15 protein-coding genes are annotated in these 14,075 nt (G+C 68.3%); 8 read left to right on the top strand and 7 right to left on the bottom strand.

Going from position 1 to position 14,075, the window contains the following annotated elements; genetic code table 11:
* Positions 1–20: 20 nt before the first annotated feature.
* The 3 genes from OG322_RS16660 to OG322_RS16650 all read left to right on the top strand — a co-directional run bounded on the left by OG322_RS16660 (position 21) and on the right by OG322_RS16650 (position 2,569).
* A complete protein-coding gene (locus OG322_RS16660) occupies positions 21–476 on the top strand; it encodes a hypothetical protein (protein WP_123460639.1) in 456 nt (151 codons plus the stop codon).
* A gap of 96 nt (positions 477–572) precedes the next feature.
* On the top strand, positions 573–1,565 hold the full coding sequence (locus tag OG322_RS16655; RefSeq protein WP_164494367.1) for a C40 family peptidase: 993 nt from the start codon (positions 573–575) through the stop codon (positions 1,563–1,565).
* A gap of 269 nt (positions 1,566–1,834) precedes the next feature.
* Positions 1,835–2,569, top strand: coding sequence for a phosphatase PAP2 family protein (locus OG322_RS16650; RefSeq protein WP_123460641.1), 735 nt, complete (start codon positions 1,835–1,837; stop codon positions 2,567–2,569).
* Positions 2,570–2,796: 227 nt separating this feature from the next.
* Here the strand turns inward: OG322_RS16650 and OG322_RS16645 are convergent, their stop codons facing one another.
* Complete coding sequence (locus tag OG322_RS16645) at positions 2,797–4,401, bottom strand: FAD-binding oxidoreductase (protein WP_123460642.1); 1,605 nt, start codon at positions 4,399–4,401, stop codon at positions 2,797–2,799.
* A 53-nt stretch (positions 4,402–4,454) separates the two neighbouring features.
* Positions 4,455–4,640 (bottom strand): hypothetical protein, encoded by a 186-nt coding sequence (locus OG322_RS16640; protein ID WP_123460643.1) that lies wholly within the window; start codon positions 4,638–4,640, stop codon positions 4,455–4,457.
* Positions 4,641–4,773: 133 nt separating this feature from the next.
* Here OG322_RS16640 and OG322_RS16635 point away from each other — a divergent pair, with 133 nt between their 5' ends.
* Together OG322_RS16635 and OG322_RS16630 are read left to right on the top strand one after the other, a co-directional pair.
* Positions 4,774–5,700 carry a hypothetical protein gene (locus tag OG322_RS16635; protein WP_329306594.1) on the top strand — a complete coding sequence of 309 codons (927 nt, stop codon included), beginning with the start codon at positions 4,774–4,776 and terminating at the stop codon, positions 5,698–5,700.
* A gap of 156 nt (positions 5,701–5,856) precedes the next feature.
* Complete coding sequence (locus OG322_RS16630; RefSeq protein WP_123462240.1) at positions 5,857–6,051, top strand: hypothetical protein; 195 nt, start codon at positions 5,857–5,859, stop codon at positions 6,049–6,051.
* A gap of 104 nt (positions 6,052–6,155) precedes the next feature.
* Here the strand turns inward: OG322_RS16630 and OG322_RS16625 are convergent, their stop codons facing one another.
* Positions 6,156–6,551 carry a metal-sensitive transcriptional regulator gene (locus OG322_RS16625; RefSeq protein ID WP_123460645.1) on the bottom strand — a complete coding sequence of 132 codons (396 nt, stop codon included), beginning with the start codon at positions 6,549–6,551 and terminating at the stop codon, positions 6,156–6,158.
* 200 nt (positions 6,552–6,751) lie between these two features.
* On the opposite strand from OG322_RS16625, the gene OG322_RS16620 reads away from it, so the two are divergent.
* Together OG322_RS16620 and OG322_RS16615 are read left to right on the top strand one after the other, a co-directional pair.
* A complete protein-coding gene (locus OG322_RS16620) occupies positions 6,752–7,372 on the top strand; it encodes a DUF47 domain-containing protein (RefSeq protein WP_024493297.1) in 621 nt (206 codons plus the stop codon).
* Positions 7,373–7,377: 5 nt separating this feature from the next.
* The gene (locus tag OG322_RS16615; protein ID WP_123460646.1) at positions 7,378–8,376 is read left to right on the top strand and encodes an inorganic phosphate transporter; all 999 of its coding nucleotides are present in this window, start codon (positions 7,378–7,380) and stop codon (positions 8,374–8,376) included.
* Positions 8,377–8,552: 176 nt separating this feature from the next.
* Here OG322_RS16615 and pstB read toward each other — a convergent pair whose 3' ends face one another.
* The 4 genes from pstB to pstS all read right to left on the bottom strand — a co-directional run bounded on the left by pstB (position 8,553) and on the right by pstS (position 12,711).
* Positions 8,553–9,329 (bottom strand): phosphate ABC transporter ATP-binding protein PstB, encoded by a 777-nt coding sequence (gene pstB / locus OG322_RS16610; RefSeq protein ID WP_123460647.1) that lies wholly within the window; start codon positions 9,327–9,329, stop codon positions 8,553–8,555.
* Positions 9,330–9,352: 23 nt separating this feature from the next.
* Complete coding sequence (gene pstA, locus OG322_RS16605; protein WP_124284607.1) at positions 9,353–10,435, bottom strand: phosphate ABC transporter permease PstA; 1,083 nt, start codon at positions 10,433–10,435, stop codon at positions 9,353–9,355.
* On the bottom strand, positions 10,432–11,424 hold the full coding sequence (gene pstC / locus OG322_RS16600; RefSeq protein WP_123460649.1) for a phosphate ABC transporter permease subunit PstC: 993 nt from the start codon (positions 11,422–11,424) through the stop codon (positions 10,432–10,434). The genes pstA and pstC overlap by 4 nt, the downstream gene beginning before the upstream one ends.
* Before the next feature lie 150 nt (positions 11,425–11,574).
* Entirely contained in the window at positions 11,575–12,711 is a 1,137-nt protein-coding gene (pstS, locus tag OG322_RS16595) for a phosphate ABC transporter substrate-binding protein PstS (protein ID WP_123460650.1), read from the bottom strand.
* Between the two features lie 525 nt (positions 12,712–13,236).
* On the opposite strand from pstS, the gene OG322_RS16590 reads away from it, so the two are divergent.
* Positions 13,237–13,863: a hypothetical protein gene (locus tag OG322_RS16590; protein WP_329306593.1), complete on the top strand. Its 627-nt coding sequence runs from the start codon at positions 13,237–13,239 to the stop codon at positions 13,861–13,863.
* Positions 13,864–14,075: the final 212 nt, after the last annotated feature.

Genomic DNA, 14,075 nt, shown 5'->3' with positions numbered 1-14,075 from the left:
GTGGGGATGGGCACGCAAAAATGGATATGCAAACTGCGGCAGATCGTGCGGACAGGATCCTCGATGCTGTTTTGGAAGAAGTTAAACCGGGAGTGCAATGGGCGCATGGCCCTACGAGTGCTGGGAGTTGTGACGTATCGCGTATGCGCGTTGTTATGACAATTGTGTCCGATGGTCGTCGCGGCAGCTTTCTAGGTGTGGTGGATCGCTTCTGGCGAAAGAACGGGTACAGGATCAAGGCGGTGAACAGGGATCCGGATCTCCCTGCGATCTACGCTCAGACGAGCGATGGATTCGGTGTCACTCTGAGTGTTGGAGGGGGTGGCCAAGTCTTCTTCGAAGTGGACAGCCCCTGCGTGGAAGAGTCCGAAGTGGTCGAGTCGACAACGCCGCCCAACGGCCCGTCCTACGAGGGCGTCTACCCGCTGCCCCGCCCCAACGTCCACTCCGCCTTCTGGTCCGCCGGGGCACCCTGATGACCCATCAGTGACCCCAATGACTCGCACACACCGTCGAAACCACCCATGAACCCGTCCCCGATGGGGGATGGTTGAGGGGTGCGGAAATTCTGGATGGTTGGTGGGATCGGCGTCGGGGCCGCCATGTGCTTCGTGGCGTTGCTCGTCGTCGGTACGTACTCCGCCGCCGCCGGCCTCGGGGGCGGTGGCGGCGGGGCCGTTGGGCTGGCCAAGGGGGCCGTGCCGGCCAAGTACCAGCCGCTTGTGGAGAAGTGGGGCAATCTCTGTCCCGCCATCAACCCCGCCCTCCTGGCCGCCCAGCTCTACCAGGAGAGCGGCTGGAACCCGGATGCCACGAGTCCGGCCGCTGCGCAGGGCATTGCGCAGTTCATCCCCGGGACCTGGGCAGGGCACGGGATCGACGGGGACAACGACGGCGACCGTGACGTCTGGGATCCCGCTGACGCGATTCCGTCCGCCGCGTCGTACGACTGCGAACTGGCCGGGTACGTAAAGAAGGTGCCGGGGGACGCGACCGACAACATGTTGGCCGCCTACAACGCCGGCGCGTACCGGGTGATCAAGTCGGGTGGGGTCCCGCGTATCGCGGAGACGGAGAACTACGTCAAGATCATCCGCTCCCTGGAGAAGAGCTTCGCCAAGCCCGTGGGCCGGGTGCAGCCCTCGCAGCAGGCCGCGGGCGCCATCTACTTCGCGCAGAAGAAGCTCGGTACGAAGTACCTGTGGGGCGGCAACGGCACGCCGGAGCAGGGTGGGCGGTTCGACTGTTCGGGGCTGACGCAGGCCGCGTACCGGACGGTGGACATCGAGCTGCCGCGGGTGGCGAACGACCAGTACAACGCAGGGCCGCACCCCTCGCGCGACGAGCTGCTCCCCGGTGACCTGGTGTTCTTCTCCGACGACCTGGCCAACTCGCGGGCCATCCACCACGTCGGCCTGTACGTTGGCGGCGGGTACATGATCAACGCCCCGTACACCGGTGCCGTCATCCGGTTCGACAAGATCGACTCGCCCGACTACTTCGGTGCGACACGCGTCACCAAGGACGGTGCCGCCGCTCTTCCGACCACGCAGCCGGCGGCCTGACCGATGGGCGGCGGTGGCCGGAACTCTCTGTGAAGCCTGGGCCCTGAGCTGCGACGATGAGTCACTCTTCGATAACGTCATGGTGATCATTCGGTGGAGAGTGGAACGTACGCGTGGAACGCGTCGTTCTCTGGTTGGACCGGGGCCGCAGCCACTGACCGAGCGTCGTCCCACGTACGTGATCGAAGCGAACACGGGGGTTCGTCAGAGCGGTGCACATGGGCGTGTGCCGCAGTACCAACAGCAGACAAGGCAAGGGGCCGCGGCAGATGGCTGGACTCGCACTGGATGGGTCGAACCCCGACGTCAGCCTGCTCTACGACATCAACGGGCTTGCCAAGTCCGCTCCCACCTGGTTCGACCGGGTCATGGAGTTCATCGGCGAGTACGGGATCATGCTCGGCATGGTCCTGGTGGTCCTGTGGTGCTGGTGGAGCGTCCGCCGGCGCGGCTCACTCGAGGATTCGGTGACGGCTGTCTCCGGAATCGTCTGGGCGCCGCTCGCTGCGGGGATCGCACTGCTCATCAACATCCCGATCCGCGGATTCGTTGAACGGCCGCGTCCGTTCAAGGATCACCAGGGGCTGGAGGTCCTGGTCGACGGGAAGAACGACTTCTCCTTCGTGAGTGACCACGCCACGATGGCGATGGCTCTCGGCGTCGGACTCTTCGTGGCGAACCGTAAGTTCGGCATCGCGGCGATCGGGCTCGCAGTGCTGGAGGGTTTCTGCCGGATCTACATGGGCGTTCACTACCCGACCGATGTCATCGGCGGTTTCGCCCTCGGTACGGCTGCCGCGCTGCTTCTCGCGCCGCTCGCGATGATGCTGCTGACGCCCCTGGTGGGTGCCGTCTCGCGGTCTCCCCGGGTGGGCCGGCTCGTGCGGTCGCGCCGGCCGCTGTCGGTGGCAGGGGCCGGGAGCCGGGGCGAGGCGCTCGGGATTCCCGAGCCGCGGCCCGGATCGGGCGGCGGCGGGGATGGCGAGAAAGGGCTCGCGGCGTAAGAGTGCGCAGACGCCTGACGACGCAGATGCCTGACGGTGCAGGTGCTTGACGGTGCAGGGGCCTGAGGGTGCAGGTGCGTGAGGGCCCTTGGACGCAGAGGTGTTTCGCGGCCGCCGCTCCCTCCGGCGCCGGTCACCGCGAGAGCGGTTTCCGGCCCGGTGGGGGCGGCGGCCGTTCGCTTTCGTAGCCCAGCGCTACGCGTAGCCCAGCGCCCAGCGCTACGCGCTCAGAGCGACTGCGGGAACGTGAAGAAGCCGTCCGGGTCGTACTGCTTCTTCACATCGCCGAGACGGGCGGCCGCCGTGCCGTAGTACGCGTCCCGCCAGTCAGTCAGCGCCGGGTCCGCGTAGTTCTGGTACGCCGCTCCGGATGCGTAACGGCGCAGCGCGGAATAGGTGTCTTTCAGCCAGTTCTTTTGTGTGCTGCCCGAGGTGCCGGAGCGCCAGGCGCCGATGTACTGGGCGAGCATCCGCGAGCGCCGGTGGACGAACGCCGTGGCCTGCGGGTCGACGCGGTTGATGGCCCCGCCCAGCGCGGTGAGCGCGATCGAACCCCCGCCGCCCTGGTCCGCGTCGAGCCGGGTGAAGGCCTGCGTCCGGTCGAGGAGGGCCTGGACGCCGGCCGGGGGCAGTGAGTGGTCGTAGAAGTCGGATGCGGCCGCGTACGTCTCGCGCTGGAGCGTGCCCTGCGAGGTGCGGCCGGGCGTGGTGCCCGGCAGGTGGCACTGGGCATCGGTGATGCCGGAGCAGCCCGCGTACACGAGCATCGCCTCCTGGTAGCTGCGGCGGCGCAGCGAGACCGAGGAGGCCGGGGCGCCTATCCGGTCGGCGAGGCGGTCGACGGCGTTCTGCAGATCGCCGTACGTGCCGAGGCTGAAGGCCGCGACCGACACGGTCGGGTTGCCGCCGCCGGGGCCCGCCGCGAGGTGGGCGGAGGACCAGATCTCGTCCGGCTGGTCCGGGCCCCACTCCTGCCAGGCCGTGATGACGGACCGGGCGCGCGACCACGGCCAGGACATGTACGCGGTGACGGTCTGCGGGGCGGGACGGGTGCGGAAGCGGAGTTCGGTGACGACGCCGAAGTTGCCGTTGCCCGCGCCGCGCAGCGCCCAGAAGAGGTCCGAGTGGTGTGTGGCGTCGGCGGTGAGGGTCTTGCCGTCTGCGGTGACGATTGTCGCGGCGGTGAGGCTGTCGCAGGTCAGGCCGTACGCGCGGGCTGCGACGCCGTGACCGCCGCCGAGGGTGAGGCCGGAGATGGCGACCGTGGGGCAGGAGCCGCCGGGGATGGTCACGCCGTGCGCGGCGAGGCCCTGGTAGACGTCGAGGAGCCGGGCCCCGGCGCCGATCGTGCCGTTCCGGTCGACGCGGGAGAGTGACGAGACGTCAACGACGAGCCTGCCGTTGCCGCTCGACCAGCCGGCGTAGGAGTGGCCGCCGCTGCGGATGGCGACGGGAGTGGAGCTGCGCCGTGCGAAGGCCAGGCACTCGCGGATGTCGGCGTCGTGCCTGACGTAGGCGACCGCGGCCGGTTTCTGGCCGTCGTAGCGGGTGTTGTAGAGCTGACGGGCCGTCCGGTAGGCCGCGTCGTCGGGGCGTACGAGGGATCCGTCGAGGCTCCTGGCCAGCGCGGACCAGTCCGCCGGGCCGGAGGGTGCGGCCGTCGACGGGGCCGCGGACGTGCCGGTTGCCGTCGGGGTGACGGTTGGCGCGGCCGGGGTGGAGCCGCCGGTGGGTGTGCCGGAACCGGTGTCGTCGCAGGCGGTGGCGGTGACGCCGGTGAGTACGGCGGCGGCGCCCGCGCTCAGGACGGTGCGCCGGTTCGGCAGGGTCATCGGACCTCCGGGGTGGGGGGACGGGTCCTCGTGGGGCGTGGCGGGCGGCCGGGTCAGGGGGTCGCGCGGTGCGCCGCGGCGTCGGCGCGGGCCCGGTCGCGGGATCTGCGGGCCGGTCCTGACCAGCCGCAGCCGCATCGGGCGGTGCAGAACGAGCCGCGTTCGACGGTGGTGGGTTCGTGGGCGGACCGGGCCGGCGGGACGGCCGGTGGAACCTCGGCGGTGTGTTGGTCGTACACGCGTCCACGGTACTGGGCGGGGCCGTCCGGTGGTGAGGGGTGGGCGAGCGGCGTTACGGGGGACAGGGGCGGTCGTTATCCGGAACGGGTGGGGGGCTCGGGCAAGCGGCACGGCGTTGGGGGTTGGCAGGCGATGGTGGTGCAGCAGCACAGATCCGGAGGCGGGGCGCGCGCTGTGTGTGCCCTCGCCGTGATGGGCGTGATGGCGGCGGCCGCCGGTTGCTCGGGCGGTGGCGGGGACCGGGCCGCGGCCGACGACCGGGTCGGCGTCGGGGCCGTCGGCGCGGTGCGGCGGGCGGCGGAGGTGCTCGCCGGGACGGGAACCGGCAGCGAGTCCGCCGCGGGGAAACCGGACACGGGCAACCCGGACGCGGGGAAGCGGTCCGCGGCCGCGACCGCCAAGGTGAGTACGTCGATGGAGACGGCGGCGGGCGGCACCCGGGTGACGATCAGGGGCAGGGGGACGTACGACTTCCGCACCCGGACCGGCCGGCTCAGGGTCGTGCTGCCGCAGGACGCCGCGGGCGAGGAGGAGCACCTGCCCATCACGGAGCTGCTGGCCCCCGGCGCGCTCTACATGATGAACCGCGGTGCCGGGGTGCCCAAGGACAAGTGGGTCAGGATCGACACGACGGGCCTGGCGGACGGCAATCTGGTGACCGGTGGGGTGACCGATCCGATGGCCGCGGCGGAGCTGCTGCGCGGGGTGCGTGCGGTGACGTATGTGGGCGAGACCGATCTGGCCGGGGTGACGGTGCGGCACTACCGGGGGACCACGGACATCGGGCGGGCCGCGCGGCAGGCATCGGCTCCCTCACGGGGTGCGCTGACCGCGGCGGCCAAGGGGTTCCGCACGGACACGGTGCCGTTCGACGCCTATCTGGACGAGCAGGGGCGGCTGCGCAAGGTGCGCCACCGGTTCAGCTTTGCCAACAAGGGGCCCGCGGTGGAGGTGGTGTCGACGACGTTGCTGTACGGGTTCGGGGTGCCGGTCTCCGTACCGATCCCGGACGGGCGCGACATCTACACCGGTGAGATCGAGCAGGGGCGGCAGCCGTGACCGCTGCCGACGGCCCGGGACCCCGCGAGCCCGGCGTGATCCGAACGGCAGCTTTTAGGCATCTGACCGAGGCGAAATGGTCCGTCCGTGCCATGCGCGGGGTGTGGTGCGCTCCCTACCCTAGGAAGTCGGCGACGGCAGTGAGAGGTGAGTGACGTGGTGACGCTCAGCGCACGGACCGTATCGGACCATGTGGCACTCGCCGAGATCGAGCTGTGCGGGGAGCTCATGATCGCGGCGTCGGCGGCGGTCGGGGAACGGCTCAGTGCGGACCGCATCGACGAGGTGCTCGACGTCAAGGTGATCACCGAACGCACCACCGTCCCCCGGCAGGGAGACCACCGGGGGTGACGGGGGCGGGGTGACGGGCCCGCGACAGGGGGCCCGGCCCGGCCGGTGCGGCAGCGGGTGACAGGGCCGGCGCCGGTGTCCGGGCGGTGGCGCGTACCGGGGTCTCAGGTGCGCAGCAGCCGGGCGATGGCCTTGGTGGCCTCCTCGACCTTCGCGTCGATCTCCTCGCCGCCCTTGACCGCCGCGTCGGCGACGCAGTGGCGCAGGTGCTCCTCAAGCAGCTGGAGTGCGAAGGACTGGAGCGCCTTGGTGGAAGCCGATACCTGGGTGAGTATGTCGATGCAGTAGACGTCCTCGTCGACCATGCGCTGCAGGCCGCGGATCTGGCCCTCGACGCGTCGCAGGCGCTTGAGGTGCTCCGCCTTCTGGTGGTGGTAGCCGTGTATGCCCCGGTCATGATCGGTGACGATCGCGTCCGCGGGAACCGTGGCGTCCGCCGGGGTCCCGGCGGCCGCGGCGTCCGGCGACTGGGCCGCCCCGGTGGCCTCGGTGGTGGTCATTGCTGCCTCCCGTTTTCCCTTTACCCTGCCGTTTATATACCCCTGGTGGGTATATCTTAACGAATTCAGCTGAAACGTGACCGGGGCCCCGTGCTGATCACTGTGCCTGATGCGCGACACTGAAGAATGCCGGTTAGCCGTGGCCGGATGATGCGCCTAGCATCAGCCTGACCGAATCCAAAGCACCCCGAGGACCCCACGTGCGCTTTCGTCTGACCCCCAGGGAGACGAGCTTCTACGACATGTTCTCCGCGTCTGCGGACAACATCGTCACGGGCTCGAAACTCCTGATGGAACTGCTCGGGGCGGATTCTGCCTCCCGAGTCGAGATCGCGGAGCGTATGCGGGCAGCGGAGCACGCGGGGGATGACGCCACCCACGCGATCTTCCACCAGCTGAACTCCTCCTTCATTACGCCGTTCGACCGCGAGGACATTTACAATCTCGCATCGTCGCTCGACGACATCATGGACTTCATGGAGGAGGCAGTCGACCTCGTCGTGCTGTACCAGGTCGACGAGCTCCCCAAGGGTGTCGAGCAGCAGGTCGAGGTTCTGGCACGGGCGGCGGAACTGACCGCCGCGGCCATGCCGAACCTGCGGACCATGGACAACCTCACCGAGTACTGGATCGAGGTCAACCGCCTGGAGAACCAGGCCGACCAGATCCACCGCAAGCTGCTCGCCCAGCTCTTCAACGGCAAGTACGACGCCATGGAGGTGCTGAAGCTGAAGCAGATCGTGGACGTGCTGGAAGAGGCCGCCGACGCATTCGAGCACGTCGCGAACACGGTGGAGACCATCGCGGTCAAGGAGTCCTGAACCACGTGGACACCTTTGTACTGGTCGTGACCATCGGCGTCGCGCTCGGCTTCACGTATACGAACGGCTTCCACGACTCGGCGAACGCCATCGCCACCTCGGTCTCCACCCGGGCGCTCACCCCGCGTGCGGCACTGGCCATGGCAGCGGTGATGAACCTCGCCGGTGCCTTCCTCGGCAGCGGGGTCGCCAAGACCGTCAGTGAGGGCCTGATCGCGACGCCCGAGGGCGACAAGGGGATGGGAATCCTCTTCGCCGCGCTGGTCGGCGCGATCATCTGGAACCTGGTCACCTGGTACTTCGGCCTGCCGTCGTCGTCCTCCCATGCCCTGTTCGGCGGCATGGTCGGCGCGGCGCTCGCGGGCGGGACGCTGGTGCACTGGAGCGGGGTGCTCGACAAGGTCGTCATCCCGATGTTCATCTCGCCGGTGATCGGCCTGGTGGTCGGCTATCTGGTGATGGTCGCCATCATGTGGATGTTCCGGAAGTCCAACCCGCACAAGGCCAAGCGCGGTTTCCGGATCGCGCAGACGGTCTCGGCCGCGGGCATGGCGCTCGGTCACGGTCTGCAGGACGCACAGAAGACGATGGGCATCGTGGTGATGGCCCTGGTCATCTCGGGCCACGAGACGTACAGCGACCCGATCCCGGTCTGGGTGAAGCTCGTCTGCGCGCTGATGCTGTCGCTGGGTACGTACGCGGGTGGCTGGCGCATCATGCGGACGCTCGGCCGCAAGATCATCGAGCTGGACCCGCCGCAGGGCTTCGCCGCGGAGACGACGGGGGCGTCGATCATGTTCGGCTCGGCGTTCCTGTTCCACGCGCCGATCTCGACGACGCATGTCATCACCTCGGCGATCATGGGTGTGGGCGCCACGAAGCGGGTGAACGCGGTGCGCTGGGGTGTCGCCAAGAACATCATCCTGGGCTGGTTCATCACGATGCCGGCCGCAGCGTTGGTCGCCGCGGCGAGCTACGGGGTTGTCGTGCTGCTGTTCGGCTGACGGTGGCGCGGGGCGGGTGAGCTGTTGCCGGGTGTGCCCGGTGGGCGCTCCGTCCTCAGGCGCCGGACGCGCTCGAACCGGCCGAAACGGGTCCGCCCCGCTCTCTTCTCGGAGAGCGGGGCGGACCTCTGCCTTGTGGTGGCACCGCCATGCAGCACCTCAAGGCCGTCTGGGGATCAGCCGAAGCGGCCGGAGATGTAGTCCTCCGTGGCCTGGACCGACGGGTTGGAGAAGATGCGTTCCGTCTCGTCTATCTCCACGAGCTTGCCGGGCATCCCGACCGCCGCGAGGTTGAAGAACGCCGTGCGGTCCGAGACGCGGGCCGCCTGCTGCATGTTGTGCGTCACGATGACGATCGTGAAGCGCTCCTTCAGCTCGCCGATCAGGTCCTCGATGGCGAGGGTGGAGATCGGGTCGAGGGCGGAGCACGGCTCGTCCATCAGCAGCACGTCCGGTTCGACCGCGATCGCGCGGGCGATGCACAGTCGCTGCTGCTGACCGCCGGAGAGGCCGGAGCCGGGCTTGTTCAGCCGGTCCTTGACCTCGTTCCAGAGGTTGGCGCCGCGCAGCGACTTCTCCACGATGTCGTTGAGGGCGCTCTTGCGGTACTTGCCGTTCAGCCGCAGGCCCGCCGCGACGTTGTCGAAGATCGACATGGTCGGGAAGGGGTTCGGGCGCTGGAAGACCATGCCGACCGTGCGGCGCACGGTGACCGGGTCGACGTTGGAGCCGTACAGGTCCTCGTCGTCCAGCAGCACCTTGCCCTCGACGCGGCCACCGGGGGTGACCTCGTGCATCCGGTTCAGGGTGCGCAGGAAGGTGGACTTGCCGCAGCCGGACGGGCCTATGAAGGCGGTCACGGAGCGGGGTTCCACGGTCATGGAGATGTCGTCGATCGCCTTGTGGGCGCCGTAGTAGGCCGACAGGCCGCTGATGTCGATGCGCTTGGCCATCTGAATCACTGCTTTCCGCGGCCTCAGCGGCCGGTCTTCGGGGCCTTCCAGCGGGCGATGCCGCGGGCCACCAGATTGAGGATCATGACGAAGGCGATCAGGACCAGGGCAGCGGCCCAGGCGCGGTCGTACGACGCGGTCTCGCCGATCTTGTACTGCTCGTAGATGTAGAACGGCAGTGAGGACTGGGCGCCTTCGAAGGGGTTCGGGTTGATCAGCTGACTGCCGAAGACCAGCAGGATGATCGGTGCGGTCTCTCCGGCGATCCGCGCGATGGCGAGCATGACGCCGGTGGCGATGCCGCCGATCGCGGTGGGCAGGACCACCTTCAGGATGGTCCGCCACTTGGGGATGCCCAGCGCCAGGGAGGCCTCGCGGAGCTCGTTCGGTACGAGCTTCAGCATCTCCTCGGTGGAGCGGACCACGACCGGGATCATCAGGATCGTCAGGGCCAGCGCGCCCATCAGGCCGGAGGGCTCGAGTCCCGCGATCAGCATGATCGAGAGGATGAACAGGCCGGCCACGATGGACGGGATACCGGTCATCACGTCGACGAAGAAGGTGACGGCCTTGGCGAGCGGGCCCTTGCCGTACTCCACCAGGTAGACCGCGGTGAGCAGGCCGAGCGGGGCGGAGATCACCGTGGCGATGCCGACCTGTTCCAGCGTGCCGATCAGGGCGTGGTAGACACCGCCGCTGGCCTCGGAGCCGAGGACACCGGCCATCGAGTGGGTCAGGAAGTAGAGGTCCAGGCGCCCCGAGCCGCGGCTGACGGTCGTCCAGAGCAGCGAGGCCAGCGGGACGACGGCGATCAGGAAGCACACCCACACCAGGCTGGTGGCGAGGCGGTCCCTGGCCTGTCGCTGGTTCTCCACGACGCTGGTCGCGACGTACGAGATCGTCAGGAAGAGCAGCGCGGCGATCAGGCCCCACTGGACGCGGCTGTGCCAGCCAGCGGCCGCACCGATGCCGACGCCGAGGGCGATCGACACGGCGGCGAAGCCGAGCGGGGCCAGGCGGGGCAGCGTACGGCTGCTGAGGCTGTTGCCCGGTGCGGGCGGTGCGGGCGTCGGACGGTCCTGGACGCTGGTGGATGCGTGGCTCATGCGTTGGCCCCCGAGTACTCCTTGCGGCGGGCGATGATGAGCCGCGCGGCGCCGTTGACCAGCAGGGTGAGGACGAAGAGGACCAGGCCGGAGGCGATCAGGGCGTCACGCCCGAACGCGTCGGCCTCGCCGAACTTCGCGGCGATGTTCTGGGCGAACGTTCCGCCGCCCGGGTTGAGCACATGGAGCGAGATGAGGAAGCTCGGCGACAGGACCGTGGCGACGGCCATCGTCTCGCCGAGCGCGCGTCCCAGGCCCAGCATCGAGGCGGAGATCACGCCGGAGCGGCCGAACGGAAGCACCGAGAGGCGGATGACCTCCCAGCGGGTGGCGCCGAGCGCGAGTGCGGCTTCCTCGTTCATCTTCGGGACCTGGAGGAAGACCTCGCGGCTGACGCTGGTCACGATCGGCAGGATCATGATCGCGAGCAGGATGCCGACGGTGAAGAGCGAGCGGGCGACGCCGACCTCGGTCTTCTCGAAGATGTACGTCCAGCCGAAGAACTGGTCGAGCCAGAGGTTGAGGCCTTCGAGATACGGCACGAGGACGAGTGCGCCCCAGATGCCGTAGACGATGCTGGGAACCGCGGCGAGCAGATCGACGATGTACGCGACCGGGGCGGCGAGCCTGCGCGGTGCGTAGTGCGAGATGAAGAGGGCGATGCCGACAGCGATCGGAACCGCGATGACCATCGCGATGATCGAGCTGACGACGGTCCCGAAGAGCAGGACCGCGATGCCGAAGACGGGGGGGCTGCCTGCCGGGTTCCAGTCGAAGGTGGTGAAGAAGTTGCCTTCGTCCTTGGAGATGGCGATGGCGGCGCGGTAGCTGAGGAACACGGCGATCGACGCCATGATCGCGAGCAGCAGGATGCCGGAGCCCCGTGACAGGCCCAGGAATATCTTGTCGCCGAGGCGACCGGTCGGCGTGGGGCGGGTGCGCCCGCCCGGCCGGGCCGGTGGTGTCTGCGTCTGTGTGGTGGAAGCCATGGTCTTTCCGGTCTGTGTGGGGGAGCGGAGGGCTCCCCTGGCGGCGGTGCACCGGATGGGGGTGGTGGGGGCCGGCCGGTCCGGAGGGGTGTACCGGACCGGCCGCCTTGGATCAGATCTGGTTGTGCGTCTGTGCCGTGCGGGTCCGGGTTACGAGAGGGAGGAGATCGTCTCGCGGACCTTGGTGTTGATCGCCTCGGGGATCGGGGCGTAGCCGGCGTCGGTGAGGAGCTGCTGGCCCTCGGCCGAGGCGGTGTAGGTCAGGAAGGACTTGACGGTGCCGAGGGTGTCGGCCTTGTTGCCGGTGTCGCAGACGACCTCGTACGTCACCAGGACCAGCGGGTAGGCGCCGTCGGCCTTGGTGGTGTAGTCGAGGTCGAGCGCCAGGTCCTTGCCGGTGCCCTTGACCTTGGCCGCGGCGATGGCCTTGGAGGCGTTCTCCGCGGAGGCCTTGACCGGGGCGGCGCCACCGGTGTTGATGTCGACCGTGGTGATCTTCTGCGAGGCGGCGTAGGAGAGCTCGAAGTAGCCGATCGCGCCGTCGACCTGCTTCACCTGGGCGGCGACACCGGAGGAGTTGGTCGCGCCCTGGCCACCGGGGGCCGGCCACTTCTTCTCGGCCTCGTACTTCCAGTCGCTCGGGGCCGCGGCGCCGAGGTACTTGCCGAGGTTCTGGGTGGTGCCGGAGTCCTCGGAGCGGTGGAAGGGCTGGATGGCCTTGTCCGGGAGCTTGGCGCCGGGGTTGAGCTTGGCGATCGCCTCGTCGTTCCACTTCTTGATCTTGGTGTCGAAGATCTTGGCGAGCGTCGGGGCGTCCAGGGTCAGGCTGTCGACACCGTCGAGGTGGAAGCCGACCGCGATCGGGCCGCCGACCATCGGGAGGTTGATGCCCTGGCCGGTCTTGCAGACCTTCTTCGAGTCGGCGACCTCTTCGGGCTTCAGCGCCGAGTCGGAGCCGGCGAAGCCGACGGTGCCCTGGTTGAAGGCGACGATGCCCTCGCCGGACGAGGAGGAGTTGTAGTTGATCTCCACGCCGGAACAGGCGGCCATGTAGTCCTTGACCCACAGGTCCATGGCGTTCTTCTGGGCGCTCGATCCGGAGGCGCGCAGCTGGCCCTTGGCGCCGTCGCACTTGACGTTCGAAGCGGCCTTCGTCTTGCTGCCGCTGCCGCCGGTGTCGCCGCCGCTGTTGTTGTCCGAACCGCACGCCGTGAGGACCAGGGCGCCGGAGACGGCGAGGGCACCGAGCGCGGTGGCACGAAGCCGGGTCTTGCGCTGAAGCTTCACTTTCGGGTGTTCCTTCCAGGAGCCGCCGCGGCTGGTGTTGCGGGGCGGCGTGCGACGCGAGTGGTGCGATGGCTGATGCCGTGCACCGTGTAGGTCCGAAATTAGGCAGAACAGATGAAGTGACCTACGGGGAAAAGTGAACGGGAGGTGAACCTTGATACACCTCAAGGTGCCGGCCGTATCCGCCCGGTGACATGGAATGGGCTCAATTTTGCTCATCATGCCGGACAGGCGTGCCATTCGGAATCACGTGCGCCGCGCGTCGGGGGTGGGTGGCGCCCCTGATTCGTGGGGGTCAGCGCGATTTATGAGCTGGTAAATGGAATGAGTGGCGAGCGGCCGGCGGTGGGGCCCGGAATCGGTGCGCAGTTGAGATCGGGGGATTTCTGACGGTGAATGACAAGCGCGGCCAAACGGTTCAATCGGTGCGATTTGCTGCCCTTGGCGCATCTGTGCTTTGCCCGCAGAGTTCTGCGGTTTTCAGGGTTCGGTGTTCGGCGACTCGTGAAAAGGGAGTGTGTACCCATGCTCAAGCGGGCGATGGTGATTCTCACCAGTCTTGCGGCCATTACCGGCGGTGCGGTGATGGTCGCACCGGCAGCAAGCGCTGCGGGATTTGGCTGCGCCGGAAGCCAGATCGACGTCTATCCCGTGACGGACGCCGACAATGGTGCGGTGCTCAGCGATATCTTCCTGTACTACGACGCTTCGACCGGAAAGAACTGTGCGTCCAACGTGCGCACCAGTGCAGGTGGAGCCGGTACGGCTGCCCGGATCTCGGTCTCCGTCTGGGCCGACGGCGGCAGCGCCGTCACGGACAACGGGATCTACTCGCAGTACGCGGGGGCCGGTCTCCGTCCAGGCTGCCGGAAAGTGCATCAACGTGAAGGCGATCACCTACGCGTCCGGCGGTCGCCACGGGTTGGTGCAGCGCAACGGGCACTGTGGCTGAACCGGACTGGCCACCGGAATGACGGTGGGAGCGGGTCCGGCGCCGTATCCGGCAGGGAATCGGATGCGGCGCTTCCGTCATTCCCTCATTCCGGTATTCCGTTCGTCCGCCATTTCGTCATTCCGGGCGAGAGCGTACTCGGAGTGCTGAACATTCGGGCGGTACAGGCGATGACGTCAGTGCCGTGCCGTCCCATGTGATGAGCAGATGAACTCCCCGCCGTCCCGCCACGTGTCCCTCGACGTCGTGCGCTGATTCATCTGCGGACGTCGTCGCGGGTTGCGGCCGCTGTGTCCGGCGAATCCCGTAAGAGGTGGCGCCGCTCTCATGATGTCTTGGCGGTGCGTTCTTGCGCGGGAGAGGGAGAGAGGCGGGCCGGCATCATCGGCCCGTCGGTATGCGCGGGGGGAAA

The organism is Streptomyces sp. NBC_01260 (assembly GCF_036226405.1).
GTDB classification, from domain to species: domain Bacteria; phylum Actinomycetota; class Actinomycetes; order Streptomycetales; family Streptomycetaceae; genus Streptomyces; species Streptomyces laculatispora.
This window is presented reverse-complemented; position numbering and strand designations above follow the sequence as displayed.

Coding starts and splice junctions, on each gene's coding strand:
- OG322_RS16635 (WP_329306594.1), top strand. CDS start 4,774: ATGGTGGTGCAGCAGCACAGATCCGGAGGCGGGGCGCGCGCTGTGTGT.
- OG322_RS16625 (WP_123460645.1), bottom strand. CDS start 6,551: ATGACCACCACCGAGGCCACCGGGGCGGCCCAGTCGCCGGACGCCGCG.
- OG322_RS16655 (WP_164494367.1), top strand. CDS start 573: ATGGTTGGTGGGATCGGCGTCGGGGCCGCCATGTGCTTCGTGGCGTTG.
- pstC (WP_123460649.1), bottom strand. CDS start 11,424: ATGGCTTCCACCACACAGACGCAGACACCACCGGCCCGGCCGGGCGGG.
- pstA (WP_124284607.1), bottom strand. CDS start 10,435: ATGAGCCACGCATCCACCAGCGTCCAGGACCGTCCGACGCCCGCACCG.
- OG322_RS16645 (WP_123460642.1), bottom strand. CDS start 4,401: ATGACCCTGCCGAACCGGCGCACCGTCCTGAGCGCGGGCGCCGCCGCC.
- OG322_RS16650 (WP_123460641.1), top strand. CDS start 1,835: ATGGCTGGACTCGCACTGGATGGGTCGAACCCCGACGTCAGCCTGCTC.
- pstB (WP_123460647.1), bottom strand. CDS start 9,329: ATGGCCAAGCGCATCGACATCAGCGGCCTGTCGGCCTACTACGGCGCC.
- OG322_RS16590 (WP_329306593.1), top strand. CDS start 13,237: ATGCTCAAGCGGGCGATGGTGATTCTCACCAGTCTTGCGGCCATTACC.
- OG322_RS16660 (WP_123460639.1), top strand. CDS start 21: ATGGATATGCAAACTGCGGCAGATCGTGCGGACAGGATCCTCGATGCT.